At 67.5% G+C, this 26,377-nt stretch carries 27 protein-coding genes; 17 read left to right on the plus strand and 10 right to left on the minus strand.

The window, feature by feature from the left end; all coding sequences use genetic code 11:
- Positions 1-3 precede the first annotated feature (3 nt).
- Positions 4-492, minus strand: coding sequence for a M23 family metallopeptidase (locus ACZY1G_RS21320; protein ID WP_463823544.1), 489 nt, complete (start codon positions 490-492; stop codon positions 4-6).
- Between the two features lie 289 nt (positions 493-781).
- On the opposite strand from ACZY1G_RS21320, the gene rpsB reads away from it, so the two are divergent.
- The 9 genes from rpsB (at position 782) to ACZY1G_RS21365 (ending at position 11,958) form a co-directional block, all read left to right on the plus strand.
- Complete coding sequence (gene rpsB, locus ACZY1G_RS21325) at positions 782-1,639, plus strand: 30S ribosomal protein S2 (RefSeq protein WP_463823545.1); 858 nt, start codon at positions 782-784, stop codon at positions 1,637-1,639.
- A 10-nt stretch (positions 1,640-1,649) separates the two neighbouring features.
- Positions 1,650-2,465: a translation elongation factor Ts gene (gene tsf, locus ACZY1G_RS21330; protein ID WP_463816884.1), complete on the plus strand. Its 816-nt coding sequence runs from the start codon at positions 1,650-1,652 to the stop codon at positions 2,463-2,465.
- Positions 2,466-2,896: 431 nt separating this feature from the next.
- Positions 2,897-4,387 (plus strand): sugar transferase, encoded by a 1,491-nt coding sequence (locus tag ACZY1G_RS21335; RefSeq protein ID WP_463823546.1) that lies wholly within the window; start codon positions 2,897-2,899, stop codon positions 4,385-4,387.
- A gap of 51 nt (positions 4,388-4,438) precedes the next feature.
- Entirely contained in the window at positions 4,439-5,845 is a 1,407-nt protein-coding gene (locus tag ACZY1G_RS21340; RefSeq protein WP_463823547.1) for an amidase, read from the plus strand.
- A gap of 123 nt (positions 5,846-5,968) precedes the next feature.
- Positions 5,969-7,144: an ABC transporter permease gene (locus ACZY1G_RS21345; RefSeq protein ID WP_463816881.1), complete on the plus strand. Its 1,176-nt coding sequence runs from the start codon at positions 5,969-5,971 to the stop codon at positions 7,142-7,144.
- A complete protein-coding gene (locus tag ACZY1G_RS21350) occupies positions 7,141-7,707 on the plus strand; it encodes an FtsX-like permease family protein (protein WP_463816880.1) in 567 nt (188 codons plus the stop codon). Before ACZY1G_RS21345 ends, ACZY1G_RS21350 begins: the two co-directional genes overlap by 4 nt.
- A gap of 1 nt (position 7,708) precedes the next feature.
- Complete coding sequence (locus ACZY1G_RS21355) at positions 7,709-8,392, plus strand: ABC transporter ATP-binding protein (protein WP_335333334.1); 684 nt, start codon at positions 7,709-7,711, stop codon at positions 8,390-8,392.
- A gap of 15 nt (positions 8,393-8,407) precedes the next feature.
- Positions 8,408-9,946 carry an APC family permease gene (locus tag ACZY1G_RS21360; protein WP_463816879.1) on the plus strand — a complete coding sequence of 513 codons (1,539 nt, stop codon included), beginning with the start codon at positions 8,408-8,410 and terminating at the stop codon, positions 9,944-9,946.
- Positions 9,946-11,958: a primary-amine oxidase gene (locus ACZY1G_RS21365; RefSeq protein WP_463823548.1), complete on the plus strand. Its 2,013-nt coding sequence runs from the start codon at positions 9,946-9,948 to the stop codon at positions 11,956-11,958. Before ACZY1G_RS21360 ends, ACZY1G_RS21365 begins: the two co-directional genes overlap by 1 nt.
- 51 nt (positions 11,959-12,009) lie before the next feature.
- Here ACZY1G_RS21365 and ACZY1G_RS21370 read toward each other — a convergent pair whose 3' ends face one another.
- Complete coding sequence (locus ACZY1G_RS21370) at positions 12,010-12,435, minus strand: MarR family winged helix-turn-helix transcriptional regulator (protein ID WP_463823549.1); 426 nt, start codon at positions 12,433-12,435, stop codon at positions 12,010-12,012.
- A gap of 37 nt (positions 12,436-12,472) precedes the next feature.
- On the opposite strand from ACZY1G_RS21370, the gene ACZY1G_RS21375 reads away from it, so the two are divergent.
- The 5 genes from ACZY1G_RS21375 (at position 12,473) to rlmN (ending at position 16,629) form a co-directional block, all read left to right on the plus strand.
- Positions 12,473-13,159, plus strand: a complete 687-nt coding sequence (locus ACZY1G_RS21375) for a class I SAM-dependent methyltransferase (RefSeq protein WP_463823550.1) — start codon at positions 12,473-12,475, stop codon at positions 13,157-13,159.
- Between the two features lie 107 nt (positions 13,160-13,266).
- Positions 13,267-14,019: a UMP kinase gene (gene pyrH / locus ACZY1G_RS21380; protein ID WP_463816874.1), complete on the plus strand. Its 753-nt coding sequence runs from the start codon at positions 13,267-13,269 to the stop codon at positions 14,017-14,019.
- Between the two features lie 43 nt (positions 14,020-14,062).
- Positions 14,063-14,620, plus strand: a complete 558-nt coding sequence (gene frr, locus ACZY1G_RS21385) for a ribosome recycling factor (RefSeq protein WP_463816873.1) — start codon at positions 14,063-14,065, stop codon at positions 14,618-14,620.
- Position 14,621: 1 nt separating this feature from the next.
- Positions 14,622-15,503, plus strand: coding sequence for a phosphatidate cytidylyltransferase (locus tag ACZY1G_RS21390; protein WP_463823551.1), 882 nt, complete (start codon positions 14,622-14,624; stop codon positions 15,501-15,503).
- A gap of 16 nt (positions 15,504-15,519) precedes the next feature.
- Entirely contained in the window at positions 15,520-16,629 is a 1,110-nt protein-coding gene (rlmN, locus tag ACZY1G_RS21395) for a dual-specificity RNA methyltransferase RlmN (protein WP_463816871.1), read from the plus strand.
- A gap of 15 nt (positions 16,630-16,644) precedes the next feature.
- On the opposite strand, the gene ACZY1G_RS21400 is transcribed toward rlmN, so the two are convergent.
- A complete protein-coding gene (locus ACZY1G_RS21400; RefSeq protein ID WP_463823552.1) occupies positions 16,645-17,655 on the minus strand; it encodes an NADP-dependent oxidoreductase in 1,011 nt (336 codons plus the stop codon).
- A gap of 46 nt (positions 17,656-17,701) precedes the next feature.
- A complete protein-coding gene (locus ACZY1G_RS21405) occupies positions 17,702-18,499 on the minus strand; it encodes an acyl-CoA thioesterase (protein ID WP_463823553.1) in 798 nt (265 codons plus the stop codon).
- Positions 18,500-18,608: 109 nt separating this feature from the next.
- On the opposite strand from ACZY1G_RS21405, the gene ACZY1G_RS21410 reads away from it, so the two are divergent.
- Positions 18,609-20,033, plus strand: coding sequence for a WS/DGAT/MGAT family O-acyltransferase (locus tag ACZY1G_RS21410; protein WP_463817189.1), 1,425 nt, complete (start codon positions 18,609-18,611; stop codon positions 20,031-20,033).
- 3 nt (positions 20,034-20,036) lie between these two features.
- Here ACZY1G_RS21410 and ACZY1G_RS21415 read toward each other — a convergent pair whose 3' ends face one another.
- Positions 20,037-20,291 carry a DUF2631 domain-containing protein gene (locus ACZY1G_RS21415; protein ID WP_463816868.1) on the minus strand — a complete coding sequence of 85 codons (255 nt, stop codon included), beginning with the start codon at positions 20,289-20,291 and terminating at the stop codon, positions 20,037-20,039.
- 62 nt (positions 20,292-20,353) lie between these two features.
- On the opposite strand from ACZY1G_RS21415, the gene ACZY1G_RS21420 reads away from it, so the two are divergent.
- The gene (locus ACZY1G_RS21420; RefSeq protein WP_463823554.1) at positions 20,354-21,214 is read left to right on the plus strand and encodes a mycofactocin-coupled SDR family oxidoreductase; all 861 of its coding nucleotides are present in this window, start codon (positions 20,354-20,356) and stop codon (positions 21,212-21,214) included.
- Positions 21,215-21,221: 7 nt separating this feature from the next.
- Here ACZY1G_RS21420 and ACZY1G_RS21425 read toward each other — a convergent pair whose 3' ends face one another.
- From ACZY1G_RS21425 to ACZY1G_RS21445, 5 genes are all read right to left on the minus strand, one after another.
- Positions 21,222-22,556 carry a cryptochrome/photolyase family protein gene (locus ACZY1G_RS21425; RefSeq protein WP_463816866.1) on the minus strand — a complete coding sequence of 445 codons (1,335 nt, stop codon included), beginning with the start codon at positions 22,554-22,556 and terminating at the stop codon, positions 21,222-21,224.
- A 134-nt stretch (positions 22,557-22,690) separates the two neighbouring features.
- The gene (locus tag ACZY1G_RS21430; protein ID WP_463816865.1) at positions 22,691-23,272 is read right to left on the minus strand and encodes a fasciclin domain-containing protein; all 582 of its coding nucleotides are present in this window, start codon (positions 23,270-23,272) and stop codon (positions 22,691-22,693) included.
- 38 nt (positions 23,273-23,310) lie between these two features.
- Complete coding sequence (locus ACZY1G_RS21435) at positions 23,311-23,994, minus strand: fasciclin domain-containing protein (protein WP_463816864.1); 684 nt, start codon at positions 23,992-23,994, stop codon at positions 23,311-23,313.
- Between the two features lie 131 nt (positions 23,995-24,125).
- Positions 24,126-24,536, minus strand: a complete 411-nt coding sequence (locus tag ACZY1G_RS21440) for a nitroreductase family deazaflavin-dependent oxidoreductase (protein WP_463817188.1) — start codon at positions 24,534-24,536, stop codon at positions 24,126-24,128.
- Positions 24,537-24,571: 35 nt separating this feature from the next.
- Complete coding sequence (locus ACZY1G_RS21445; protein WP_463816863.1) at positions 24,572-25,405, minus strand: NAD(P)H-binding protein; 834 nt, start codon at positions 25,403-25,405, stop codon at positions 24,572-24,574.
- 104 nt (positions 25,406-25,509) lie between these two features.
- On the opposite strand from ACZY1G_RS21445, the gene sigI reads away from it, so the two are divergent.
- Positions 25,510-26,373, plus strand: coding sequence for an RNA polymerase sigma factor SigI (sigI, locus tag ACZY1G_RS21450; RefSeq protein ID WP_463823555.1), 864 nt, complete (start codon positions 25,510-25,512; stop codon positions 26,371-26,373).
- Positions 26,374-26,377 lie beyond the last annotated feature (4 nt).

Consider the following 26,377-nt stretch of genomic DNA (forward strand, 5'->3'; position numbering starts at 1 on the left):
CGCTCAGCGCAGCGGCTTGAGCCGGATCGGCGTCGTCGCCACCAGCGCGACCGGGTCGACATAGTCCGCGCGAGCCGCCGGACCCCACATCGCACCCCAGTGCAGGCAGGCCGCCGCAGCGCACCCGGCATGACCCGGTTGCAGCGCACCGATCACAAAGCCCGCGCCGACCGTCTGCCCCGCGCGCACCGCGGCCTGTACCGGCTCGTAGCTGGTGCGCAGCCCACCCGGGTGTGCGATCGACACCACGGGCCGGCCGGCGAGCACCCCGGCGAAGACCACGGTGCCGGCCCCTGCGGCGTACACGGCCTGGCCCGCTGCGCCGACGACGTCGACGCCGCGATGCCCTCGCTGCCAATTCCGTTCGGGGGCGTCGAACGCGCGGACCACCGCCGGGCGCGGCCGCAACGGCCACTCCAGACGGGGACCGTCCGCCCCCGCGGGAGCCACCGAGGCCACGGCGCAGAGCAGAACAGCCGCCAGAATGCGCATCGCAGCAGTGCACCCTGAGGAAGAGCTGCTGTTCCAGGGCCGGTTCAGCGGCTGGGGATAGGCGCTCGGCGTCCTGATCAGCGTGGTCAAACCACCCGTTCCGAGCGTGTAAACTTCTCTGCGCAGCTCGCTTGCGCGGGCTGACTTCGCGCGTCTGCACGAACCCTCGCGGGTTCGTCACCTGTATGCCGGGCGGTCCCGATGACTCGGGTCCGGCATCGAAGCAGTCGCCAGGGTCCGGCTCACCCGATGCCGGACGACAACCGACAACTCAAAGGTACGGACACCCATGGCTGTTGTGACCATGAAGCAGCTGCTTGACAGCGGCGCTCACTTCGGGCATCAGACCCGACGCTGGAATCCCAAGATGAAGCGGTTCATCTTCACCGACCGCAACGGCATCTACATCATCGATCTGCAGCAGACGCTGACCTACATCGACTCGGCCTACGAGTTCGTCAAGGAGACCGTCGCCCACGGCGGGTCGATCATGTTCGTCGGCACCAAGAAGCAGGCGCAGGAATCCATCGCCGAGGAGGCGACCCGCGTCGGCATGCCGTATGTGAACCAGCGCTGGTTGGGCGGCATGCTCACCAACTTCTCCACCGTGCACAAGCGCCTTCAGCGGATGAAGGAGCTCGAGGCCATGGAGCAGACCGGTGGCTTCGAGGGTCGCACCAAGAAGGAAATCTTGATGCTGACCCGCGAGAAGAACAAGCTCGAGCGTTCGCTCGGCGGTATCCGGGACATGCAGAAGGTGCCGTCGGCGATCTGGGTCGTCGACACCAACAAGGAGCACCTCGCCGTCGCGGAGGCACGCAAGCTCAACATCCCGATCATCGCGATCCTGGACACCAACTGCGATCCCGACGTCGTGGACTACCCGATCCCGGGTAACGACGACGCCATCCGCTCCGCCGCCCTGCTCACCAAGGTCGTTGCGGCCGCGGTGGCCGAGGGGCTGCAGGCCCGCTCGGGTGCCGGCAAGACCGATGCGGGCCAGGACGGCGTGGCTGCCGAGCCGCTCGCCGAGTGGGAGCAGGAGCTGCTCGCCGGTGCCACGGCGTCGCCCACCGCGGCCGGAGCCGCACCGGGAACGCCCGAGGCCGAGATCCAGACCGAACCCACCCCTGCACAGAATCCCTAGGAACACATCTATGGCTAACTACACCGCTGCCGACGTCAAGCGCCTTCGGGAGCTGACCGGCGCCGGAATGATGGACAGCAAGAACGCGCTCGTCGACGCCGAGGGCGATTTCGACAAAGCCGTGGAGCTGCTGCGCATCAAGGGCGCCAAGGACGTCGGCAAGCGTGCCGAGCGTGCGACCGCCGAAGGTCTGGTGGCCGCCAAGGACGGTGCGCTGATCGAGCTCAACTCCGAGACCGACTTCGTCGCCAAGAACGCCGAGTTCCAGGCCGCCGCCGACCAGATCGTGGCTGCTGCGGCCGCGGCCAAGGCGACGGACGTCGACGCGCTCAAGGCCGCCAAAGCCGGTGACACCACGGTCGAGCAGGTCATCGCCGATCTGTCGGCGAAGATCGGCGAGAAGCTCGAGCTGCGCCGCGTCGCGTACTTCGACGGTCAGGTGGAGACCTACCTGCACAAGCGCGCTGCCGACCTCCCGCCGGCCGTCGGCGTGCTGGTCGAGTACACCGGTGACGACAAGTCTGCTGCGCACGCGGTCGCACTCCAGATCGCTGCGCTGAAGGCGAAGTACCTCACCCGCGAGGACGTGCCCGAGGACATCGTCGCCAACGAGCGCCGGATCGCCGAGGAGACCGCGAAGGCCGAGGGCAAGCCCGAGCAGGCGCTGCCCAAGATCGTCGAGGGTCGCGTGACCGGTTACTACAAGGACGTCGTGCTGCTCGACCAGCCCTCGGTGTCCGACAACAAGAAGACCGTCAAGGCTCTGCTCGACGAGGCCGGCGTGACCGTGACACGGTTCGTCCGGTTCGAGGTCGGTCAGGCCTGACGACGACGCCGGGCAAGGTACGAGCCCGGTGAGGAATCAGGCCAATCGAGCAGAAGTCTGACCCCAGCACCACCGCACGGCCCCCGGAACACTGCGTTCCGGGGGCCGTGTGCGTTGCGGCGGATCCCGCGCGCGTGGGATGGAATCCTCGGCGGCAATCGTTCGAACGGCGCACGTTCTTTGCCACGATCTCAAAAATGAGACCGAAAATTGCGGTCACGATAATAAGGGCGTGCTCCAGCCGTTGCCCGAGACGGCGAGTGTGGGTGCCCTTCTTTTGCCGCCGTTGATGACCGTTGACACGCAGCAAACTTTCAGGCGACTCTGTCAAATATGACGAACCGCTCTCGTCGGCGTCAAATGACGACGACGCAGCTGCCGTAGAGTTAACCTCTTCATGTGGAGCGCACCGTGATCCGGGGAGGTCAGCAATGACCGGTGTCATCGACGCTCCGCCAACGGCAAAGACCAATGCCGTCGAGCGCCAGCTAGACCTCCCGATGCTGACCGAAGTGGTGCCCGCACGTCGCCGCAAAGCTTGGTCGCCTCTGATCGTCATGGCGATCGATCTGGCCACCGGGTCGGCGGCGGTCGCGATCGGCATGACTGTGGCCAACTACAGGCATCAGCAACTGCCCCCGTGGCAGATGATGTGCTTCTTCGCGCCGACGGTGGTCGGGCTGTTCGCCATCCGCGGCCTCTACAAGCGGTCGCTGAACCGCTCGTTCCTCGACGAGCTGCCGAAAATCGAAGCGCTCACCGCCGTCGCGGCGATGCTGCTGCTGAGCGGCATGGTCCTCAACCCGACCATCCAGGGCTCGCGCAGCACCGGCGTGGCACAGGTGTGGGTGTGCGCGGCGGTACTGATCCCGTTGGGCCGTCTCGTTTGGTTCACCGTCCGGACCCGCATGCTCCGCCGGAACAAGATGATCGCTCCGACGCTGATCGTCGGAAACGGCAGGATCGCCGCGAAAGTGGTCGAGCGCCTGGAGGTCACCCCGAACTACGGGTTGCGGCCCATCGGCCTGATCGACGACGACCTGCCGACCATGGGGGTGGACCGTGACAAGCCGGCCAGCATCCCGTACCTGGGAAAGCTGGACACCCTCGAAGACGCCATCAACCAGACCCATGCCCGATGTCTGATCGTGGCCTTCTCCCGTACCCGGGACGAGGCCATCACGGCGGCGGTCAAGGTGGCGCACCGGCACGGATTAGCCGTGTGGATCGTGCCGCGGATCTTCGACACCATCGGCGTGCACGCCACCATCGACCACATCGGCGGACTACCGCTGATCTCGGTGCCCAGCACGGACCCGCGCGGCTGGCAGTTCGCCGTCAAGCATTTCTCGGATCGTCTGTTCGCAACGATCGGGCTCGTGCTCATCTCCCCGCTGTTCCTGTCGCTGATGCTGGCGGTGCGGCTCAGCTCGCCCGGGCCGATCTTCTTCGGCCAGGCCCGGGTCGGCCGCGACGGCCGCGTCTTCGACTGTCTCAAGTTCCGGTCCATGAGGCCTCCCAGCGTCGCCGACGCCTCATTCGAGCGCCGCGCCGACAGCGCGCCGGGCGGCGTCGAGGGGGAGGACCGCCGCACGCGAATCGGCAAGATCATGCGCGCCACCTCGCTGGACGAGTTGCCACAGCTCATCAACGTCGTCCGCGGGGAGATGAGCCTTGTCGGTCCCCGTCCGGAGCGGCCCGAGTACGTCGATCTGTTCAACGCCCAGATCGCGCGGTACGGCGACCGGCACCGCGTGAAGGCGGGTATGACCGGGTGGGCTCAGGTGCACGGTCTGCGCGGCCAGACCTCGATCGCCGACCGCGCCGAATGGGACAACTTCTACATCGAGAACTGGTCGCTGTGGCTGGACTGGAAGATCCTCGCGATGACCGTGGGAGCGGTGCTTCAGCGCGCCGAATGACGACCGCGGGGACTGCCCGACACCGCCGGTACGCTCTGGTACCGTCGCGCCATGACCCGCATCGACGCCTTCGCTGACGACGCCCTGGGCACATTCGACGCTGTCGGCGCAGTGAATGCGCTGCGAGCGGGTGAGGTCTCGGCGGCCGAACTGACCGATGCCGCCATCGCGCGCACCGAGTCCGTCAATCCGGCTCTCAACGGCCTGGCCTTCGAAGCGTTCGACCGTGCGCGGACGCGCGCCCGGCTGACATATCCCTATGGGGGCTTCTTCGACGGCGTGCCCACGTTCATCAAAGACAACGTGGCCGTGGCGGGAATGCCGACCCGGGAAGGGGCAGACGCCTGGGAGGCGCGCATCGAGTCGAGCGATGGCGACTTCGCGAAGCCGTACCTGGCCACGGGGCTGATTCCCCTTGGAAAGACACAACTGTCGGAGTTCGGCTTCAGCGCCTCGGCTGAGCATCCGCGCCTGGGTGCGGTGCGTAATCCGTGGCACACCGACCACACCGCGGGTGCCTCGTCGTCTGGCTCGGGGGCGTTCGTCGCCTCCGGCGTGGTCCCGATCGCGCACGCCAACGACGGCGGCGGGTCGATCCGCATCCCTGCCGCGTGCAACGGCCTGGTGGGCCTCAAGCCCTCGCGGGGGAGGCTCCCGCTGGATCGCAATGTCCGTCAGATGCCGCTGCAGATCGTGCACAACGGCGTCCTCACCCGCTCGGTCCGCGACACCGCGGCCTTCTACCGGGAGACGGAACGCATCATCGCCAACCCCAAGCTGCCCGCTGTCGGCGACGTCCGCGGCCCGAGCGCCCAACGCCTGGACATCGCGGTGTGCACGCGGTCGATCGCCCGGGACTCCGCTCCGGAGATCGCCGAACTGACCCTGCAGACCGCTGCGCTGCTCGAAGAGCTCGGCCACCGAGTCACCGTGGTCGACAATCCGATACCTCCACGATTCATCGACGACTTCCTTCTCTACTGGTCGTTCCTGGCGTTCGCACTGGTGCGCGGTGGCCGGCGCACCTTCGGTGAGACCTTCGACCGCACCCGGCTGGACAGCCTCACGCTGGGGTTGGAGCACCACGCGGCGCGTAATCTCGCGCGACTGCCCGCCGCGCTGGTCAGGCTGGCCCGCACGCGGAGAATCACCTCGCGCCTACAGAAGACCTACGACCTGCTGTTGACCCCGACGCTGGCCGACGTCACCCCCCGCATCGGCCACCTGGACCCGACGGCCGAGTACCAGCAGGTGATCGAGCGGCTCATCGACTGGGTGGCATTCACACCGCTGCAGAACGTGACGGGGGAGCCGGCGATTTCGTTGCCGTTGGCGCGCTCGGCGTCGGGATTACCGGTCGGCATGATGTTCGCCGCGCCGCTCGGCCAGGATGCGCGGCTGCTGGAGCTCGCCTACGAACTCGAGCAGGCACAACCGTGGCCGACGATCTCGAGCTGACGGATGGGCAACGAAATCCGTTGCGTCCCCGACACGCTGCCGTAACTGCGCCCCTGGCGTATTAACACCGACGTCACCGCAGGTGGCTCTGAGTGTTACGTGCGGCTCCCACCATCATCTCTCGTGGAGACGAGTCAAGTCGGCGATTCGTCGGCGGTGATGCCCTCCGAGCAGCTTCCCGTCGGCTCGCAGAACACAGTGATGTGCCTGATCCGGTTCGCTCTGGCCAACATCCGGCGCAGGCCCGAGCGCTTCGTCCTCTCGGTGCTCGGTATCGCGCTGGCGATCGCGTGCGTCACCGTGGTGCGCACCGTATCGGCGAGTTTCGCTATGACAGGCGAGGATTCGGTCACCGACGTGCTGTCCGGCGGCGCTCTGTGGGTCGTGCCCGCAGCCGGCGTGCACTATGACCCCGACGTCGAGGCGCTCGTCGCCAACGGGCCGGCGCCTGATATCTCCATCCCGGGCGGATGGACTGCCACCCGCACCCTGTCCGGGGTGACGGAGGTGGCCGGTCATGCCGTGTCTCTGCGTGGCCGCGACGACATCGCTGCCGGAGAGGCGCAGATCGCCGCGGGTGCGGCCGGGCGCCTCGGCGTGGCCGACGGCGACCGCGTCACGATTGGTGGACAGAGTCTGCAGGTCCGCATCGGTGGAGGCGGTGAGTCCGTCGTCGTACCAACCGCGATAGCGGAATCCGTTGTCGGGCAGAGTGGTTGGTGGGTTGTCTCGGCACCGGCCGGTTCGGAGAAGCGGCGTGATCTGGCGCAGTCCTTCTCGACCGAGGTGGGGTTGCCCGCCACGCCCGATCCGTCCGTGCAACCGGACCCGCAGGGTCGGGGACTCATCTACGACACCGTCGGCGGCGCTGGTCCGCTGACCTTCGAGCAGAAGTTCTCGGCGTTGTTCTCCGGCAAGGTGACGGGATCGACGCTGGGACTCATCTCCACGATCGGCCTGGCGCTGGGCTTCGTCATCGCGGTGTCGTCGTTCTTGGCTTCGGTCGCCGAGCGGCGTCGCGAATTCGGCATCATGTCCAGCATCGGACTGGCCGACGAAGTGCTGTACTTCTTCCTCGTCGAGTCCGCGATGGTGTTCGTCGCCGCCTACGTGGTGGGTATCGCCGCGGCGGGTATCGCTGTGGCGCTGGTGATTCCAGGCATCGCCACGGTGACGGCCTGGCTGCAGGGCATCGCGATGACCGCGATGTTCCTGCCCGCGATGGCCATCGTCGGCGCCCTGGTGCCGGTGCACCGCCTGCTCCAGCACCGCCCCGTCGAGCTGCTGAGTGCGCGATGATCGTCAAGGGGTTGACCTACGGTTGGCTCGCCGCCCGCCGGCGCGCGCGGGAGATGGTGCTCCCGGCCGTCACCACCGCGACGGGGGCGTACCTGGTGGTGCTCGTGTTCGGAATGAGCGACGGAATCCGTAGCCAGTCAGCGGTTCTGGGGCACGCCGACGAGATCGGGCACGCGGTGACACTGATCGCGGTCACCGTGCTGCTGGTCGGTGTCGCAGAAGTGGCGGTGGCGACGACGAGGACCGTCACGCAACGTACCCGCGAACTCGGCGTGCTCGGCGCCAACGGCGTTCCGCGCCCACCCGTCGTCGCCGCGCTTCTCGTCGAGCCCGCGATCGCCGCGGTGGCGGGTGCCCTCGCCGGTGCGCTGTTGGCGGGGTTGACGGGCGTGGCCCTGGCAATGGCGGATGTGGTCGGCACCGGTGTGTCGATGTCGGGACTGGCGGCCGGTGCCGCGATCGCGGTCGGCGTCAGCATCGTGGCCGCCCTGGCGACCAGCATCGTGCCCACCTGGAAGGCGGCCTCGCGCCCCCCGATTCGATCGCTGACCGAAGGAAGCTGACATGACCGCACCTGCCCCCGTCATCGAGATCTCCGACGTCTGGAAACTGCACAAACTCGGCGACGAAGTCGTCAAGGCGCTGATGGCCGCTGACCTCACCGTCATGCCCGGCGAATTCGTGTGCCTGATGGGTCCCAGCGGAAGCGGAAAATCCACGCTGCTCAACATCATCGGCGGGCTCGACAGGCCGACCAAGGGAACCGTGACCGTCGCCGGCAAGGACACCGCGACGCTGACCGAGAGTCAGTTCGCCGCACTACGGCACGACAAAGTCGGGTTCATCTTCCAGAGCTACAACCTGATTCCCTTCTTGTCGGCGGTGGAAAACGTCGAACTGCCACTGATGTTCGAACCCTATGACCGCGACGCGCTACGCCAGCGCGCCATCGATCTGCTCGAACTGGTCGGCCTCGGGCACCGGATCCATCACCAGCCGACCAAGATGTCGGGCGGCGAACAGCAGCGCACCGCGATCGCCCGGTCGCTGATCAGCAACCCGGCCCTGGTGCTCGCCGACGAACCGACCGCGAACCTCGACCACCGCACCGGAGAGACCGTCGTGCGGATGCTTCGCGAACTCTGCTCGACGATGGGCGTGACCGTCGTCGCGAGCACCCATGACCCCACGGTGGCCGACGAAGCGAGCCGTGTCGTCCGAATGAGAGACGGACAGATCGTCAACTGAGTTGGGAGACAACCTATGACGCAAACCGAACCCGCACCTGCGGCGGGCTCCGGCAAGGCGGTGGGTAACGCCGAGCGCGACGCCCTGATGACCACCGAGCTGGTGCCCGAACAGATCCTGCCCAAGGTCATGACGACGTTCGGTCTGACCGCTGCCTACGTGTTCATCATCTGCTGGGTCACCGGATCGTCGGTGATGGCCGCGGGTGGTTGGACCGCGATACCGATGTGGGTGCTGGGCATCCTGACATTCCTCATCCCGGCCGGTATGGCGGTCGTGGAACTGGGCAACCTGTGGCCCGGACAGGGTGGTGTGTACATCTGGGCCACCCGAACGATGGGCGAAACCTGGGGCTTCATCGGCGGATACCTGTCGTGGGTGCCGGTGATCCTCAACGCGGCCTCCTCGCCGGCAGTGGTGCTGCAGTTCCTGTTGCTGGCGTTCCATGCCGAACTCGGCTTGACCACCAGCATCATCTTGCAGTTGGTGATCCTGTGGACGGTCATCGGGCTCGCGCTGGCGAAACTCGCTGCCAACCAGAAGATCATGAACATCGTCTTCGTGGTGTACGGCGTCCTGACGTTGACGATCTTCATCTGCGGGCTTCTCTTCGCCGTCAAGAACGGATCAGGCACGCCGTTCAGCTGGGCCGAGGCCACCATCCCCAACTTCGCGGTCGCCGGATTCCTCTACGGCACAGTGCTTCTGTACCTGCTCGGGGTCGAGACGCCCTACAACATGGGTGCGGAGTTCCTGTCGGTGCGCAAGAGCGGGCCGAAGATGATCCTGTGGGGCTCGACGGCTCTGGTGGCGATCTACCTGCTCACCACGCTCGGCACCATGATGGCGCTGCCCGGCGACGAGATCGATCCGGTGACCGGGGTGATCGGCATGCTGGATGTGGCCGGCTTCCCCGGCCTGATGGAGGTCTGCGCGATCGTGCTGGCGTTCATCATCATCGTCGCTCTGATGACCTACCAGGTGGCGTACTCGCGGCTGATCTTCGTCTCCGGCCTGGAGCGGCACCTGCCGCGGCTGTTCACCCATCTCAACCCCCGCACCCGTAATCCGGTGACCGCCATCCTGATCCAGGGTGTCATCTCGTCGCTGATCCTGGTCGGCTTGTACTCGCAGAGCAGCATGGCCAATGTGACGATCTATCTGCAGGGCGGCCTGTCCACCGTGTGGTTGCTGTCGGGCTTCTTCTTCCTGTTCCCGGTCATCATCGCGCGCCGCAAGTACGCGGATCGCTATGCCAATGAACAGTTCTGGCGCATTCCGGGCGGCATGGCCGGTGTGTGGATCACCGTGGTCGTGGGCACCGTGGGCACCATCGGCGGCGTCTACTACTCGTTCGTCACGCCGTGGATCGACGTGCCGTCGTCGACCTGGATGACGTGGGTCGGTGGCATCAGCCTGGGCATGTTCGCACTCGGTCTGACCGTCTACGTGTTCGGCCGACGTTCGGCGCACAAGGTCTCGAAGGAGGATTCGTTGGCGCACTTGGCCGTCTTCGACCTCAACGACAAGGACACAACGGAAGGTACCGTCTGATGACGATGGAAGACACCCGCGCGCCGGAGACGGACGCTGCCGGGGTTGACCGATATCCCCTCGATCCGCTCAGCGGCGCCGAGATCGAAGCCGCCGCCGACATCGTGCGGTCGAGCCAATACGGCACGCCGACACTGAAGTTCGTGATGATCTATCTGGCGGAACCGGCGAAGACCGAGACGCTCACCTTCGCGGAGGCCGACGTGCCGCGATGCGCGTTCGTCACGATGTACGATTCGACGGCCAAGATGGTGTACGAGGCGGTGGTAAACCTCGACGCGCGCCTCATCGAGTCGTGGACCCCCGTGCCGGGGCGGTTCCCGTCCTACCTCGTCGAGCACATGACCGGGGTGGAGGAGAAGGTCCGCGAAGACCCGCGCTGGCAGGAGGCGATGCGCAAACGCGGCATCACCGACTTCAGCCTCGCCATGATCGATCCGTGGCCGGCCGGCTACTACGGCAGTGCAGACCATTACGACAACTCGGCGCTGATCTGCCGACCGTTGACGTTCATGCGTGCTGCGCCTTCTGAGCACGGGTACGCCCGCCCTGTCGAGGGGCTGATCGTCACGTTCGACCTCGACGCCATGACGGTGCTCGACGTCGAGGACCACGGTGTGGTGCCACTGCCTCCGACGGCGGGCAACTACTCCGAGGAGTTCATGTTCGACGAGAACAACAGGCCGGCGTTCACGCAGTTCCGTGACGATGTGAAGCCGATCGAGATCACCCAGCCGGAGGGGCCGAGCTTCACGGTCGACGGCTGGAACGTCACCTGGCAGAAGTGGTCTCTGCGGATCGGGTTCAATCCGCGTGAGGGCGTCACACTTCATCAGGTGACCTATACCGACCGGGGCGTCACCCGGCCGATTCTCTACCGCGGATCGCTGTCGGAAATGGTTGTGCCCTACGGGGACACCTCGCCGACGCACTGGAACAAGAACGTCTTCGACATGGGCGAGGTGGGGATGGGATTCTCCGCCAACCCTCTGACGCTCGGATGTGACTGCCTGGGCGAGATCTTCTACTTCGACGGGACGGTCAACGATTCGGCGGGCAACGCGGTCACGATCCCGAACGCGATCTGCATGCACGAGGAGGATTACGGAATCTCCTGGAAGCACACCGATTTCCGCACCGAGGAGGTGGAGGTCAGGCGCTCCCGCCGATTGGTGATCTCGATGATCTGCACCGTGGGCAACTACGAGTACGGATTCTTCTGGTACCTGTACAACGACGCGTCGATCGAGGTCGAGGTGAAGCTGTCGGGCGTGCTCACAACCGGAGCTGTTCCGGAGGGGGAGACGCCGCGCTGGGGCAAGATGGTGGCGCCCGGCATCTACGGTCCGAATCACCAGCACTTCTTCAACTTCCGGCTCGACATGAGCGTCGACGGCCCGAACAACAGTGTCTACGAGGTGGATTCGATTCCCGAGCCGGACCCGGAGCTCAATCCGCACCACAATGCGTGGATCGTGCAGGACACGCTGGTGGAGTCGGAGGCCGACGGTGCGCGCGACTGGAACTGGTCGACAGGCCGGTACTGGAAGGTGACCAATCCGGAGAAGGTCAACGAACTCGGTAGTCCGGTGGCCTACAAGCTGGTGCCCAAGGACATCGTGCCGGTGATGGTGCAGGAAGGCTCCTACATCTACGACCGGGCGCGTTTCGTGCAGCACAACCTGTGGGTGACGCGCTATGACCCCAAGGAGATGTTCGCCGCGGGTGACTACATGTACCAGTCGGCGGACGCGCAGGGCCTGCCGGAGTTCGTCGCCGATGACGCGCCTCTGGAGAACACCGACGTCGTGCTCTGGTACACCCTGGGCGCACATCACGTGGTCCGGCCCGAGGACTGGCCGGTGATGCCGTGCGCGTATACGGGCTTCCACCTCAAGCCGATCGGATTCTTCGACGGCAATCCGGCACTCGACCTGCCACCGTCACCGCCGAAGGCGTGCCACCAGAGCCACAGCGGGCTGCCGGTGGCCGAGCGCGCGATGGAGTCCTGACACCATCCCCGCGAGTGGGCGTGCAGACACGCCCGCTCGTGAGGGAGGCGGTCAGGTCAGTGCGGAGAGGATGCGGCGCAGCTCGCGCTGGTCACGTTCCGAGAGCGGGCCCAGCACCCGCTGTTCGGCGCCCCTGATCCCGTCGTCGGTGCGCGCGAGCAGCGCGCGCCCCTCACGGGTCAGCTCGGCCGGCAGTGACCGTCCCGTCGCGACCGCGGCGGGCCTCGAGACGAGCCCCCGCTCCTGCAGGCCGCGCACCACGATGTTCATCGCCTGCGGAGAGACCATCACGTCGCGGGCGAGCTCGGCGTTGGACTGACCGGGCCGGCGCGAGAGCAGGCGCAAGCAGATGTACTGCGGGAAGCTCAGATTCAAGGGCTCGAGCACCGCGCTCGTCACATCGGCGCGTAATGCGGACGCCAACCGGTGCAGCAGATAGCCCAGCGGGGTGCCGTCGCGCTCGCCCATGTCAACCATCTTGACGCATATCAATCTCGTTGATACCAAGGATGGCATGACGAATCCCAGTGACGCGATGTTCGACGCCGCCTACCGCGGCGAAGCCGACGACATGGCGGGCGTGCGGCCGCCCTGGAGCATCGGTGAGCCGCAACCGGAGATCCGCGCGCTGATCGACGCCGGCATCTGTCACGGCGACGTGCTCGACGCCGGATGCGGTGAAGCAGCAGTGTCGATGTACCTCGCCGAACGAGGTGTCGCCGTCGTCGGGCTCGACCAGTCGCCGACGGCGGTCGAGCTGGCACGCGCCGAAGCCGCCCGCCGTGGGCTGACCAATGCCACCTTCCAGGTCGCCGACATCAGTGCGTTCACCGGATACGACGACCGATTCGGCACGATCATCGACTCGACGCTGTTCCATTCCATGCCGGTGGAGCTTCGCGACGGCTACCAGCAGTCGATCGTGCGCGCGGCGGCGCCGGGGGCGACCTACGTCGTGCTCGTCTTCGACCGCGCAGCGATGCCTGAGGGCGGCCCCGTCAACGCAGTCACCGAGCCGGAGCTGCGCGAAGTCGTGGCACGGTACTGGACGATCGACGACATCCGCCCAGCTCGCATCCACGCCAACGTGCCGGAGTCCTTCGCCGCGCAGTTCACGGGTTTCGCGGGCGCTGATGTCCGGGACGAGGCGCCCGGCCGCAAGTCCGTGGGTGCTTGGCTACTGACCGCGCACGTCGGCTGACACACCCGGGCGCCCCTGAACGAAGCGTGCGGCCTGCGATGAGGCAGGATGGGGGAGCCGTCTGCGGCACTCTCGGGGGCGGCCAAGCGCAAGCGAGAAGGAGTCGGATGGCGGACAGTACAGCCAACGGGGGCCCGACATCGTTGATCAGGCCCGCCTACAGACGCGTACTGCTCAAACTGGGCGGTGAGATGTTCGGCGGCGGCCAGGTCGGTCTCGACCCCGACGTCGTCGCCCTCGTCGCCCGCCAGATCGCCGAAGTGGTGCGCAGCGGGGTCCAGGTCGCGGTCGTGATCGGCGGCGGGAACTTCTTCCGCGGCGCCCAATTGCAGCAGCGCGGCATGGAGCGAACCCGCTCCGACTACATGGGCATGCTCGGCACCGTGATGAACAGCCTTGCGCTGCAGGACTTCCTGGAGAAGGAAGGCATTCAGACCCGGGTGCAGACCGCCATCACCATGGGTCAGGTTGCCGAGCCCTACATCCCGCTGCGCGCGCAGCGACACCTGGAGAAGGGCCGCGTGGTGATCTTCGGCGCCGGCATGGGGCTGCCCTACTTCTCCACCGACACCACCGCCGCGCAGCGTGCGCTGGAGATCAGGGCAGACGTGGTGCTGATGGCCAAGGCCGTCGACGGGGTGTTCACCGCCGACCCGCGCACCGATCCCGATGCCAAGCTGCTGACGACGATCACGCACCGCGAGGTCATCGATCGCGGACTCAAAGTGGCCGACGCGACCGCGTTCAGCCTCTGTATGGACAACGGAATGCCGATCATGGTGTTCAACCTGCTCACCGACGGGAATATCGCCCGTGCCGTCGCAGGTGAGAAGATCGGCACACTGGTCACCACCACATGACCAACGAGGTGATCAGCGAGCGAAGCGACGGGAGAAGTGACAGGTGATCGACGAGACGCTCTTCGATGCCGAGGAGAAGATGGAGAAGGCCGTGTCGGTGGCACGGGACGACCTGGCGTCGATCCGCACCGGACGGGCCAACCCCGGCATGTTCAACCGGATCAGCATCGACTACTACGGCTCCGCCACCCCGATCACGCAGCTGTCGAGCATCAACGTCCCCGAGCCCCGGCTGGTCGTCATCAAGCCCTACGAGGCGAACCAGCTGCGCAACATCGAGGACGCGATCCGAAACTCCGACCTGGGCGTCAACCCGTCCAACGACGGCAACGTCATCCGCGTCTCGATTCCCCAGCTGACCGAGGAGCGCCGCCGCGACCTGGTCAAGCAGGCCAAGGCCAAGGGTGAGGACGCGAAGGTCTCGGTGCGCAACATCCGTCGCAAGGCGATGGAGGAGCTGAGCCGTATCAAGAAGGACGGCGACGCCGGCGAGGACGACGTCACCCGCGCGGAGAAGGACCTCGACAAGACCACCGCGCAGTACACGGGTCAGATCGACGAACTGGTCAAACACAAAGAAGGTGAGTTGCTGGAGGTCTGACGTGACCGATCAGCAACCGACTCCCGTGGCAGACAAGCCGGTCGATCCGCCGCCGACCCAGAACAAGTCCCGCGCCGGGCGCAACCTGCCGGCGGCCATCGCGGTGGGCGTCCTGTTGGGCGCGATGGCGATCGGCACGTTGCTGTTCGCGCCGATATGGTGGCTCCCGCTGCTGGCCGTGGCCATTGCGATCGCGACCCACGAGGTGATCCGCCGCCTCCGTGAGCACGGGTACGTGCTTCCTGCCGTGCCGCTGCTGGTCGGCGGTCAGGCAATGATCTGGCTGACGTGGCCGTTCGACATGGCGGGACTGCTCGGCGGCTATGCCGGCACGATCGTGGTCGCCATGGTGTGGCGCCTGCTGGGGCAGGGCCTGAACAGTCAACCGGTCAACTACCTGCGCGACATGGCGGCGACGGTGCTGCTGGCCACCTGGGTGCCGATGTTCGCAGCGTTCACCGCGCTGCTGATCTTCGCCGACGACGGCGGCGTGCGCGTCTTCACGGTGATCGCCACGGTGGTGTTCGCCGATATCGGCGGATATGTCGCGGGTGTGCTGTTCGGCAAGCACCTGATGGCACCCGCGATCAGCCCGAAGAAGTCGTGGGAGGGTCTGGGCGGATCGCTCGTGTTCGGCACGGCCGCGGCGGTGTTCTCGGTCACGTTCCTGCTCGGCAAGCCCGCGTGGGTCGGTGTCCCGCTGGGGTTGATGCTGGTGATCACCGGAGTGCTCGGTGACCTGGTGGAATCGCAGATCAAGCGTGATCTCGGCATCAAGGACATGGGTACGCTGCTGCCTGGCCACGGCGGTCTGATGGACCGCATCGACGCGATGCTGCCGTCGGCGGTGGCCGGATGGATCGTCCTGACCCTGCTGGCCTGAGATACTGGTTGCAGTCATGTCTGGTTCTGCCGGGGCTCCGCTGCCCCTCGTCTTCGATGCCCCTCGCCGCGCGATGCCGCCGCGGCACTTCGCCGATCTCGACGACGACGGACGAGCTGCCGCGGCCGCCGAGCTGGGCCTGCCCGCGTTTCGCGGAAAACAGCTGGCCAATCAGTACTACGGCCGGTTGATCGCCGACCCGACGGAAATGACCGACCTGCCGGCCGCGGTGCGTGAACAGGTGGGCCAGGCGCTGTTCCCGACGCTGTTCGCGGCGGCCCGGGAGATCGAATGCGATGCGGGGGAGACCCGCAAGGTGCTGTGGCGGGCGGTCGATCAGACGACGTTCGAGTCGGTGCTGATGCGCTATCCCGACCGCAACACCGTGTGCATCTCGTCTCAGGCGGGCTGCGGAATGGCGTGCCCGTTCTGCGCCACCGGCCAGGGCGGCCTCAAGCGCAACCTGTCGACCGCCGAAATTCTCGAGCAGGTGCGTTCCGCAGCCGCCGAGCTGCGAGATCGGGACGGCTCGCGGTTGTCCAACATCGTGTTCATGGGCATGGGCGAGCCGCTGGCCAACTACAACCGTGTCGTCGCCGCGGTCCGGCGGATCACCGCCCCGCCGCCGCAGGGCTTCGGCATCTCCGCGCGGTCGGTGACCGTGTCGACCGTCGGGCTGGCCCCGGCGATCCGCAAACTCGCCGACGAGAAGCTCAACGTCACACTGGCGCTGTCACTGCACGCCCCTGACGACGAGCTGCGCGACACGCTGGTGCCGGTGAACAACCGGTGGAAGGTCAGCGAGGCTCTCGACGCCGCGCGTTACTACGCCGACACGACCGGACGCCGGGTGTCGATCGAGTACGCGCTGATACGCGACGTCAACGACCAGCCGTGGCGTGCCGACCTGCTCGGCAAGAAGCTGCACGGGGCGCTGGGCCCGCTGGTGCACGTGAACCTGATCCCGCTCAACCCGACGCCGGGCAGCAAGTGGGATGCCAGCCCGAAACCCGCGGAGCGGGAGTTCGTGCGCCGCGTCCGTGAGCGCGGGGTCTCGTGCACCGTGCGCGATACGCGGGGTCGCGAGATCGCCGCGGCCTGCGGTCAACTGGCGGCGGAAGGCTGACGCTCGCGAGCGTGGTCAGATGCGGACCAGGGTCTTGCCGATGTTGGCGCCGGTGAACAACCCGTTGAGCGCTTCGACACACGCCTCGATGCCTTCGTAGACGTGCTCGCGATGCACCAGCAGACCGTCGGCGTCCCAGCGGCGCAGCGCGGCGAACGCCTCGTCGAAACGGCCCCACTCGTCGAGGGCGTTGAAGCCCTGCATCAGTGCCGTCTTGGCGAGCAGGTTGACGTAGTTGGCCGGGCCCGGATGGTCACCGGTCAGATAGCTGGAGATGACCCCGCACAGGACCACGCGCGCCTTGTGGGCGAGCCTGCCGAGCACCGCGTCGAGGATGGGGCCGCCGACGTTGTCGAAGTACACGTCGACGCCGCGCGGGCAGTGCGTGCGCAGCGCCGCGGGCAGATCGTCGGTGCGGTAGTCGATGCAGGCGTCGAACCCGAAGTCCTCGACCACGGCACGGCACTTCTCGGGTCCGCCGGCGATGCCCACCACCCGGGCCCCGGCGATGCGGGCGATCTGGCCCGCCACCGAACCGGTCGCCCCGCCTGCGGCTGACACCACGACGGTCTCGCCGGGTGTGGGCCTGCCGATACCTGTCATCCCGAAGTACGCGGTGGCGCCCGTCGGCCCGTAGAGAGACATCACCGCGCGCTGGTCGACCTGATCGCCCGGACCCGGCACCGGCGTGGTGAACAGGTCGTCGCGCACGATCGTGTACTCCGAGAAGCCGGTCAGTGTGGTCACGATATCGCCGACAGAGTATGCGGGACAACGGGATTCGACGACGACACCGATGCCCGCCGCGCGGATCACCTCGCCGAGCGCCACCGGCGGCAGATAGCTCGGCTGGTCGTCGAGCCAGGTGCGCGCCGCGGCATCGATACCGACGTAGGTGGTGCGCACGAGCGCCTCACCGTCGGCGGGTGTGGGCGCGGTGGTCTCGACGAGTTCCGTGTCGTCGGCGGCCACCAGGCCCTGTGGTCGGCGGCGCAGCACAATCTGGCGGTTCGTCAGCGTCGGCACGACGGTAGAACCTACCGAAGGCAGTGCCCCGCCGGAGCCGGTTACGTCAGGGACGCCACAGCGCTTCCTGTGTGGTCGACGCGACCAGTGCCCCGTTGCGGTCGTACAGCGATCCCATCACGAGCCCGCGGGAGTCGCTGTGGTTGCGCTGGATCACGTCGTAGCGGTGCCACTCGTGCGGGTCGAACGGGCGATGGAACCACATCGAATGGTCGAGGCTCGCGGCGTAGCCGGTGCCTCGGGCCAGCGTGACACCCGACGGTCGGGCCACGGGGACAGGACCGATGTCGGAAAGGAAGGTCAGCGTGCACGCGCGCACCAGCGGGTCGTCCTCGACCGGGTTCTGCGAGCGAATCCAGAACGGCGGCAACGCGAACCCCGTGTCGTCGGCGGACTCGGTGCGGATGTCGAACGGGTCGAGAAAGTCGAGGTCCACGATTTTCGGCTGGGCGTCATCGAAGGCGAGCGACGCCGGCGCGACGGGCTGCTCGTCGGCCCCTGGTTCGGCGACGTGGAACGAGGCGATCATCTCGAGGATCACCGCGCCCCCCTGGACGGCGGTGACGCGACGGGTGTCGAACGACCGGCCGTCGCGGGTGCGTTCGACGCGGAAGTCGAGGGGCTCGCGGTAGCGTCCGCCGCGCACGAAGTACACGTGGAGGGACTGGGGCAGTTTCTCGGGCGACACGGTGGCGCCGGCGGCGGCCAGCGCTTGCGCGGCGATCATGCCGCCGAACAGTGTGGTGTTGGGTCCGTCGGGCGGCGCCGTCACGCTGAACACATCGCCGTCGCGGCGCTCGAAGGTCAAGAGCTCGGCAATCCAACTTTTCTCGACACGTGTCATCGACGGTGACGTTAGCGTGAGGTGCCGAAATCGAGTGGAATGGGTACCAGGTCGGGCGACGCGATCACGGGTGAGGGCCGGTCTTCGCGGTTCGGAGATGAGGTGGGCAGTGAAGCGGCTCAACGGTGTGGACGCCATGATGCTGTACAGCGAGACGCCGGAGATCCACATGCACACGCTCAAGATCGGCGTGCTCGATGTGTCGCAGGTGCCGGGCTACGATTTCGAGCTCTTCCGACGGCTGGCGCTGCCCCGGCTGCACGCGCTCGCGCCGCTGCGGTGCCAGCTCGTCGACATCCCGTTCAAGCTGCACCATCCGATGTGGGTGCAGAACGCAGAGATCGATGTGGACTATCACATTCGGCAGGCCCGCGTCCGTGCGCCGGGAGGGCGACGCGAGCTCGACGAGTTGATCGGTGAGATCGCCAGCACCCCACTGGATCGCACTCGGCCGCTGTGGGAGATGTATGTCGCAGAAGGGTTGCCGGACAACAAGATCGCGGTGATCCACAAAGTGCATCACGTGCTCGCCGACGGGATGGCCTCAGCGAACCAGATGGCGATGGTGCTCGGGGCCGAAGAACCTGACGTGCGCGGCGCGTTGGCGCAGGCGCGACCCGATTCGACGGCCCCGCTCAACCTGTTGCGCGGCGCGGCCCGTGACCATGCGCGTGGGCTGCGCAGAATGCCGGGGCTGCTGCGTGACACCGCGGCGGGCGTCGTGCGTGTGCGGCGCAGCGCCCGCGAGCGCGGACCCCACCCCGATCTGGCGCGGAACTTCGCCCCGCCGCCGACGTTCATGAACCACGTCGTCTCCCCGGTGCGGCGGTTCGCCACCGCCCCACTAGCCCTGGCCGACGTCAAAGACACGGCACGTCACCTCGGTGTGACACTCAACGACATCGTGCTCGCGACAGCAGCGGGTGCGCTGCGTCGGCTGCAGCTGCGCTACGACGGGGCCGCCGAGGCGCCGCTCATCGCAGGCGTGCCGGTCAGTGTCGACACGTCGCCCACGCGGGTGATGGGCAACGAATTCACCTACATCACACCGTCTTTGCCGGTTCATGTCGCAGATCCGCTGGAACGGGTGCGGCTGACGGCCACCGCGACCGCAATCGCCAAGGACAACCATCGGTTGCTCGGGCCCACCCTGCTGCCGTCCTGGCTGTCGTACCTGCCCCCGGCGACCACGCCGCGCATCTTCCGACAGCAGGCCCGGCGCCTCGAGTCGTCGCTGGTGATGAACCTGACGATCTCCAACGTGCCGGGTCCCCGCGAGCGCGGCGTGATACACGGTGCGACGGTCAGCGAGATCTATTCGGTGGGTCCCATCGTCGCGGGCAGCGGCATGAACATCACGGTGTGGAGCTACGTCGACCAGTTGTCCATCTCGGTGCTCACCGACGACCGCACACTCGAGGACCCGCATGAAGCCACCGATGCGCTGCTGGCTGCATTCGCAGAGATCCGAGCGGCGGCGGGGATGCCAGAGGCGTTGACGCCGGTGGCCAATGCGTTGCCGCTGGCCGTCTGACTGTCAGCGCGTGTTGCGGTTGCGGTGCAGGTAGAAGCTGCGCGCGACGTAACCGAACAGCAGGGCGGCGCCGGCGATGAGGAAGTAGTCCTCGACATGGCCCTGGTGGTTGCCGTGCATCATCACCAGCAGGAACAGTCCCGCGACGATCCCGCCGATCTGCTGCAGACGCGGATTCTCCTTGGACCAGCCCCACGCGGCGGACGGCACGTCCTCGACGTCGACACCTGTGTGTCGTTCCACCTCGGTGCTTGCCACGGCTGCTCCTCCGGTCTATCGGTATTGGGGCCATTCTGACACAGCCCGTAGGCTGCCCGTCCATGGCAAGCCAGCAGTCCGAGCGGCCGTTCGCCGACACCTTCGTCGACACGGTGGTGTTCGTCACCGGCGCCGCCCGCGGGCAGGGCCGCGAACACGCGGTTCGCTTCGCTGAGGCGGGCGCCGACGTCATCGCGGTCGATGTCTGCGAGCAACTCGACAGCGTGGCGTATCCGATGGCCACGCCGGAGGACCTCGCCGAGACCGTGGCGCTGGTCGAGAAGACGGGTCGCCGCATCGTCGCGGAACGCTGTGACGTCCGAGACCGGGACCGGCTGACGGCCGTCGTCGCCCGCGGCGTCGAGGAACTGGGGCGACTGGATTTCGTGCTCGCCAACGCCGGAATCATGCCCGCGACAGGGCCGCAGGGCCGCGACATCGGCGCCTACGTCGACGCCGTCGACATCATGCTCAACGGCGTCTACTACACCGTCGACGCCGCACTGCCGGCGCTGCTGGCCAACAGCGAAGGCGGTGCGATCGTGATCACCAGCTCGGCGGCGGGGCTGAAGTCGGTCAGCACCGACCTCGGCACCATGACCCACGGCGCGGCCGGCTACACGGCGGCCAAGCACGGCGTGGTCGGGTTGATGCGGCACTTCGCCGCGTCGCTCGCAGCCCGCAACATCCGGGTCAACTCGGTGCACCCCGGCGGGGTGGCGACGCCGATGGTCCTCAACGAGGCGATGGCCGGGTTCATCACCGAGAACCCGGCCTTCGGCGAGTCGCAGATGCCGTTGATGACGCTGCCGATGATGGAGTCCGGCAGCGTGACCGACGCCATCATGTTCCTGTGCGGCCCGTCCGGGCGCTACATCACCGGCGTTGCGCTGCCCGTCGACGCGGGTCTGCAGCTGCGCTAGGCAGGGGTCACCCCAGGCTTTTGTAGCGGCGCAGCGCTTCCTCGCGCTCCTGGCCGTGGTCGACGATCGGCTCCGGATAGTCGTCCGGCCGGTCGCCCTCGAGCTTGTGGACGTTGTCGACGTCGGCCAGTTCGGGAACCCAGCGCCGGACGTAGTCGCCATCGGGGTCGAACTTCGCGCCCTGCGTGGTCGGATTGAACACGCGGAAGTACGGCGCCGCATCGGTTCCGCACCCTGCCGCCCACTGCCAGCCGTGCTGGTTGTTGGCCATGTCGCCGTCGACCAGCTGCTCGAGGAACCACCGGGCTCCCCACTGCCAGGGCAGGTGCAGATCCTTGACCAGGAACGACGCGACGATCATCCGGACCCTGTTGTGCATGAACCCGCTCTCGGCGAGCTGCCGCATGCCGGCGTCGACGATCGGGAAGCCGGTCTTGCCCGCCTTCCACGCCTCGAATGCCGCCTGTGCGTCCTTGCCCTCGTCGACCTCGATCGCGTCGAAGGAGGGGTTGAAGTTCCACCAGGTGCTGCGCGGCCACTCCCGCACCACCGACGCGTAGAAGTCGCGGAAGGCGAGCTCCCGCAGATACGCCGCGGCCCCCTTGCCTCGGCCGAGGTCGGCGGCCATCGTGCGGGGATGGATCGCGCCGAATTTGAGGTGCGCCGACATCCTGCTGGTGGCCGCCAGATCCGGCCGGTTGCGGTCGTCGGCGTAGCCGGACAGCCCGTCGGCGAGGAAGTCCTTCCACTGGCTGAGCGCGGCGCGTTCCCCGGCGGGGATGTCGATCTCGGCGTCACCCTTCGGGATCGAGACGGTCTTCGCGCCCTTGACGTCGCTGGGGTCGATCCATTGGGCGCTCTTCGCGCCGGAGTCGGCCGGCTTGCGCCAACCGTGCTTCTGCCACGCCGTGAAGAACGGGGTGAACACCTTGTAGGGGCTGCCGTCGGCTTTGGCGACGCGACCGGGCGACACCAGGTAGGGCGAACCGGTGGCGACGAGCTCGATGTCGCCGAGGGCGTCGCGCACCTTCTCGTCTCGGGCCTGGCCGAACGGGGTGAAGTCGTCGGAGACGTGTACCGCACTCGCGCCGACGGTCTTGGCCAACTGGGGAATTCGTGAATGTGGCGCGCCACGGGTGACCAGCAGCCGGCCGTCGAGGCTTTCCTGCAGATCCCGCAGGGCGTCGTAGAGGTAGCGCAGCCGGCGCGGGCCGGCGGACCTCTCCAGTCGCGGGTCCAGCACGTAGCAGGCCAGCACGTCGCCGTCGTCGCCCGCAGCGGCGAGGAGGGCGGGGGAGTCGGCGAGCCGCAGGTCGCGGCGGAACCAGAGAACGGCGGGCACGCCTTGATGCTGCCCCGTGCGGCGGCGGGGGAAACGGAAAAGACGTTGACGGATCGATGACGAGGGCGCCGGCCCCTGCTACAGACGACACAGGCCCCCCGCCGTAGTGGCGAGGGGCCCGGGCCGCGAAACGGTCAGGCAGCCGGCGGCATCAGAACCGTGTCGATCAGGTACACGGTCGCGTTGGCGGTCTTCACGCCGCCGCACACCACCGAGGCGTTGTTGACCATCAGATGGTCAGGCGTACCCGTGACGGTCAGGTCGGCGCCCTGCACCGTCTTGTGGGTGCCCACGACCTGCGCGGGATCGGCCTGGCCCGGCACCACGTGATAGGTGAGGATGCTGGTCAGCAGCGGTGCATCGGTCTTGAGCTTCTCGATCGTCGCCGGGTCCACCTTGGCGAATGCCTCGTCGGTCGGGGCGAACACGGTGAACTCACCACCGTTGAGGGTGTCGACGAGGTTCACCGCAGGGTTGAGCTTGCCCGAGACGGCCGCGGTCAGCGTCGTGAGCATGGGGTTGTTGGCGGCCGCCTCGGCGACCGGGCTCATCGACATGCCCTGGACCGATCCGGGTCCGGCAGGCACCTGGGCGGCATAGGCGGCGCAGCCCGGACCGGCCGGCTGGGCGGCCGCCGACGGGGCGGTGCCGAGGATCAGGCCGGCAGCGGCGGCGGCGGTGAAGCCGAGGGTTGCTATGTGTCGTGCTGTTGTCATGACGGTGTTCTCCTGTTGTCGAAGGGTTTTCAGCTGCGTCAGGCAGCCGGGGGCATCAGGACGGTGTCGATCATGTACACCGTGGCGTTGGCGGTCTTGACCCCGCCGCAGACCAGTCCGGCGTCGTTGACCTTCAGGTCGTTTCCGGCTCCGGTGACGGTCAGATTCGCGCCCTGCACGGTCTTGTGCTCGCCGGCGACGGCGTCTGGGCCGGCCTGGCCGGGCACCACGTGGTAGGTCAGGATGCTCGTCAGCAGGTTCGAGTCGGTCTTGAGCGTCTCGAGGGTCGCGGGGTCGATCTTGGCGAACGCGTCGTCGGTCGGTGCGAACACGGTGAACTCACCACCGTTGAGGGTGTCGACGAGGTTGACGTTCGGATTGAGCTGACCCGACAGGGCCTGGGTCAGCGTCTTGAGCATCGGGTTGTTCGACGCGGCGACGGTGACCGGGTCGGCCGACATGCCGGCCACCGAGCCCGGGCCCGACGGGACTTGCTCGGCGTAGGCGGCGCAGCCGGACCCGATGAGGTTGGCGGCCGGATCCGCGGCGGCGCTGGTCGGGGAGCTCGAGCTGCCGGTCGCCGACTCGACCGCAGAAGAGGCGGCGCTGGTCGCCGACGAGGCAGTGCTGGCGGCTTGCTCGCTGGAGCAGGCTGCTGCTCCGAAGATGGCCACGGCGGCCAGGCTCGCGGCGGTGACGGTCTTGCGGTGAACGGTGATCATCACTTCATCCCTTCGGTGGGGCGGGCGTCGGTGCCCGTCCTTGGCTGTCGGGGGTTATTCATCGCTGTTCGCATTTCGGATGGGCCGAGACGCCTCCTGTCACACTTGCGTCACACAGTCGGTTCCCAGATTCACCGACCCGCTGGGTCGAAGCGGAAGACCGCGAGCCGGCCGGCGAGCGCGGCGAATTCCTGGGGCGAGCCCTCGACCACCAGGCCGGCGCGTCGTGAGAATGCCACTCCGACAGGGACTTTCACCGCAAAGGCGCGCAGGATGGGCCGCGACTGCTCGACGTCGAGTTCCACGATGCGCACCTGCTGTGAGCGGCGGCCGTGCCGGAGGGTGCCGGTGCCTGCTGCTCGCGCGTTGGCCGCCCAGTCACTGCCGGGGTAGCCGGCGACGACGTAGAGGTGGCCCTCGTGGCGGAACGGCGTCATCGGTGTGCTGCGGGGCCGACCCGTCCGGCGACCGGGCACGGTGAGGATCATCGCGGGTCCCGGGCGAAGTCCAGCCCTTACTGCTGCAGTGAGAATCCGGTTCATGGGTTTGAGCCAGCGGGGCGGCCGCGGGTCGGCACTCACCGCGCCCCCAACCCTGCGGCGCGTACTGCTGCGGCGAACGTCGTCGCGGCGCGGCCGGTGATGCGCTCGACCTCGTCGGTGACGGTCGCGGTCGTACTGACCGCGTCGGCGAGCATCGCGAGGTAGGCGTCGGCGAATTCGGCGGCGAATCCCTGGTCGACGAACCGTTGTCGTACCGCGGGTGCCGCGATTTCGTGGTAGCGCAGTCGGCAGCCGGTGACGGCGGCGATGATCGACACCATCTCGGCGTTGGTGAGCGCCTGCGGACCGGTCAGGGGAATTCTGCGGCCCACCAGATCGTCATCGAGCAGCGCGCGCACGGCGACGGCGGCGATGTCGACCTCGACGATCGGCGCCATCGACGCGTCGGCGAACGGGCCGGCGACGGCCCCGGAGGCGAGCTGAGGTGCCCACATCGCGAAGAAGTTGGTGACGAAGACGCTCGGCCGCAGGCTCACCCACTCCAGTCCGGAGTCGACGGCCAGCTGTTCAGTCTCGCGGTTGCGGTCACCGCGGAATCTCGACGGTTGATGCGTGACGTCGTCGTCGACGTTGATCGCCGATAGAGCGACCAGGCGACGCACGCCGGCGGCCTGCGCAGCAGCCACGACCCGCTCCAGTCCGGCGCCCAGCGCGCGGGAGTTCAGGAACACGGCGTCGGCTCCGGCGAGGCCGGCGTAGGCGTCGGACACGACCTCGACGCCGGGAGGGAACGGCGGGGCCGGGGTGCGGGTCACCGCACGAACCCGAACGCCTCGGGTGGACAGCTGATCGACGAGGGGACGCCCGACGTTGCCGGTGGCGCCGGTGACGAGAATGGTTGTTGGCATGCCATCACGACGGGGCTGTGCCCGAGAATGTGACGCCCGAGAATGTGACGCCCTGCGATCGGGGACTCCGGTAACTTTCCGCGCAGGCGTCCCGTCCTAGAGGTATGACCGCCGACTTCACGACCCAGTGGCGCGCGCATCGCGCCTACCTCGTCAACGTCTGCTATCAGATGCTGGGTGATCTCGGGGACGCCGAGGACGTCGTCCAGGAGTCCTTCGTGCGGTTGTCACGTGCGAGCGACGTCGAGGACACCCGGGGCTGGCTGACCGTCGTCGCGGGCCGACTCTGCCTCGACATGCTGCGGTCGGCGCGGGCGCGGCGCGAGCAGGTGGTCGCTGACGGGGTCGCAGAACAGCTCTCCCGCGAGCCCGACCCCGCCGACAGGATCACCCTCGACGACCAGGTCAGCGGAGCACTGTGGGAAGTGCTGCGACGGCTGACGCCCGGCGAGCGGGTGGTGTTCGTTCTGCATGACGTCTTCGGCCTGCCCTTCGACCAGATCGCGGCGACGGTCGGCCGGCCCGCCGGCACCTGCCGCCAACTCGCCCGCCGGGCCCGGCTGAAGTTCGCGGATGCCCCGGCCCGGCTCGCCGCGGTCGACTCGTGCGAGCACCACAGGCTGACCGAGGCGTTCATCGATGCCTGCGCGCACGGCGACCTCGACGCGCTGTCCGCGCTCCTCGACCCCTCGGTGTGGGGAGTCGGCAGGATCATCGGACCCGACGCGCCGCCGCCGCAGATCAATCACGGTCCTGCACAGGTCTCGGTCAACCTGCTGCGCTACCTCGGTCCGGGCACGACCCTCGTCGCCGCCGCGACCAGTCCTCCGGTGCTCATCGCGTCGCGGCGGCGCCGCGCGTTCGCGATGATCCACCTCACCGTGCGCGACGGCCTGATCTGCGCGATCGAGGCGAGCGTCGATGTGTCGGCGGCTTTTTCCGATCCTTCTCCTGGCACGGCACAATGAAGCG

It is taken from the genome of Mycobacterium sp. IDUB_5, from assembly GCF_055419565.1.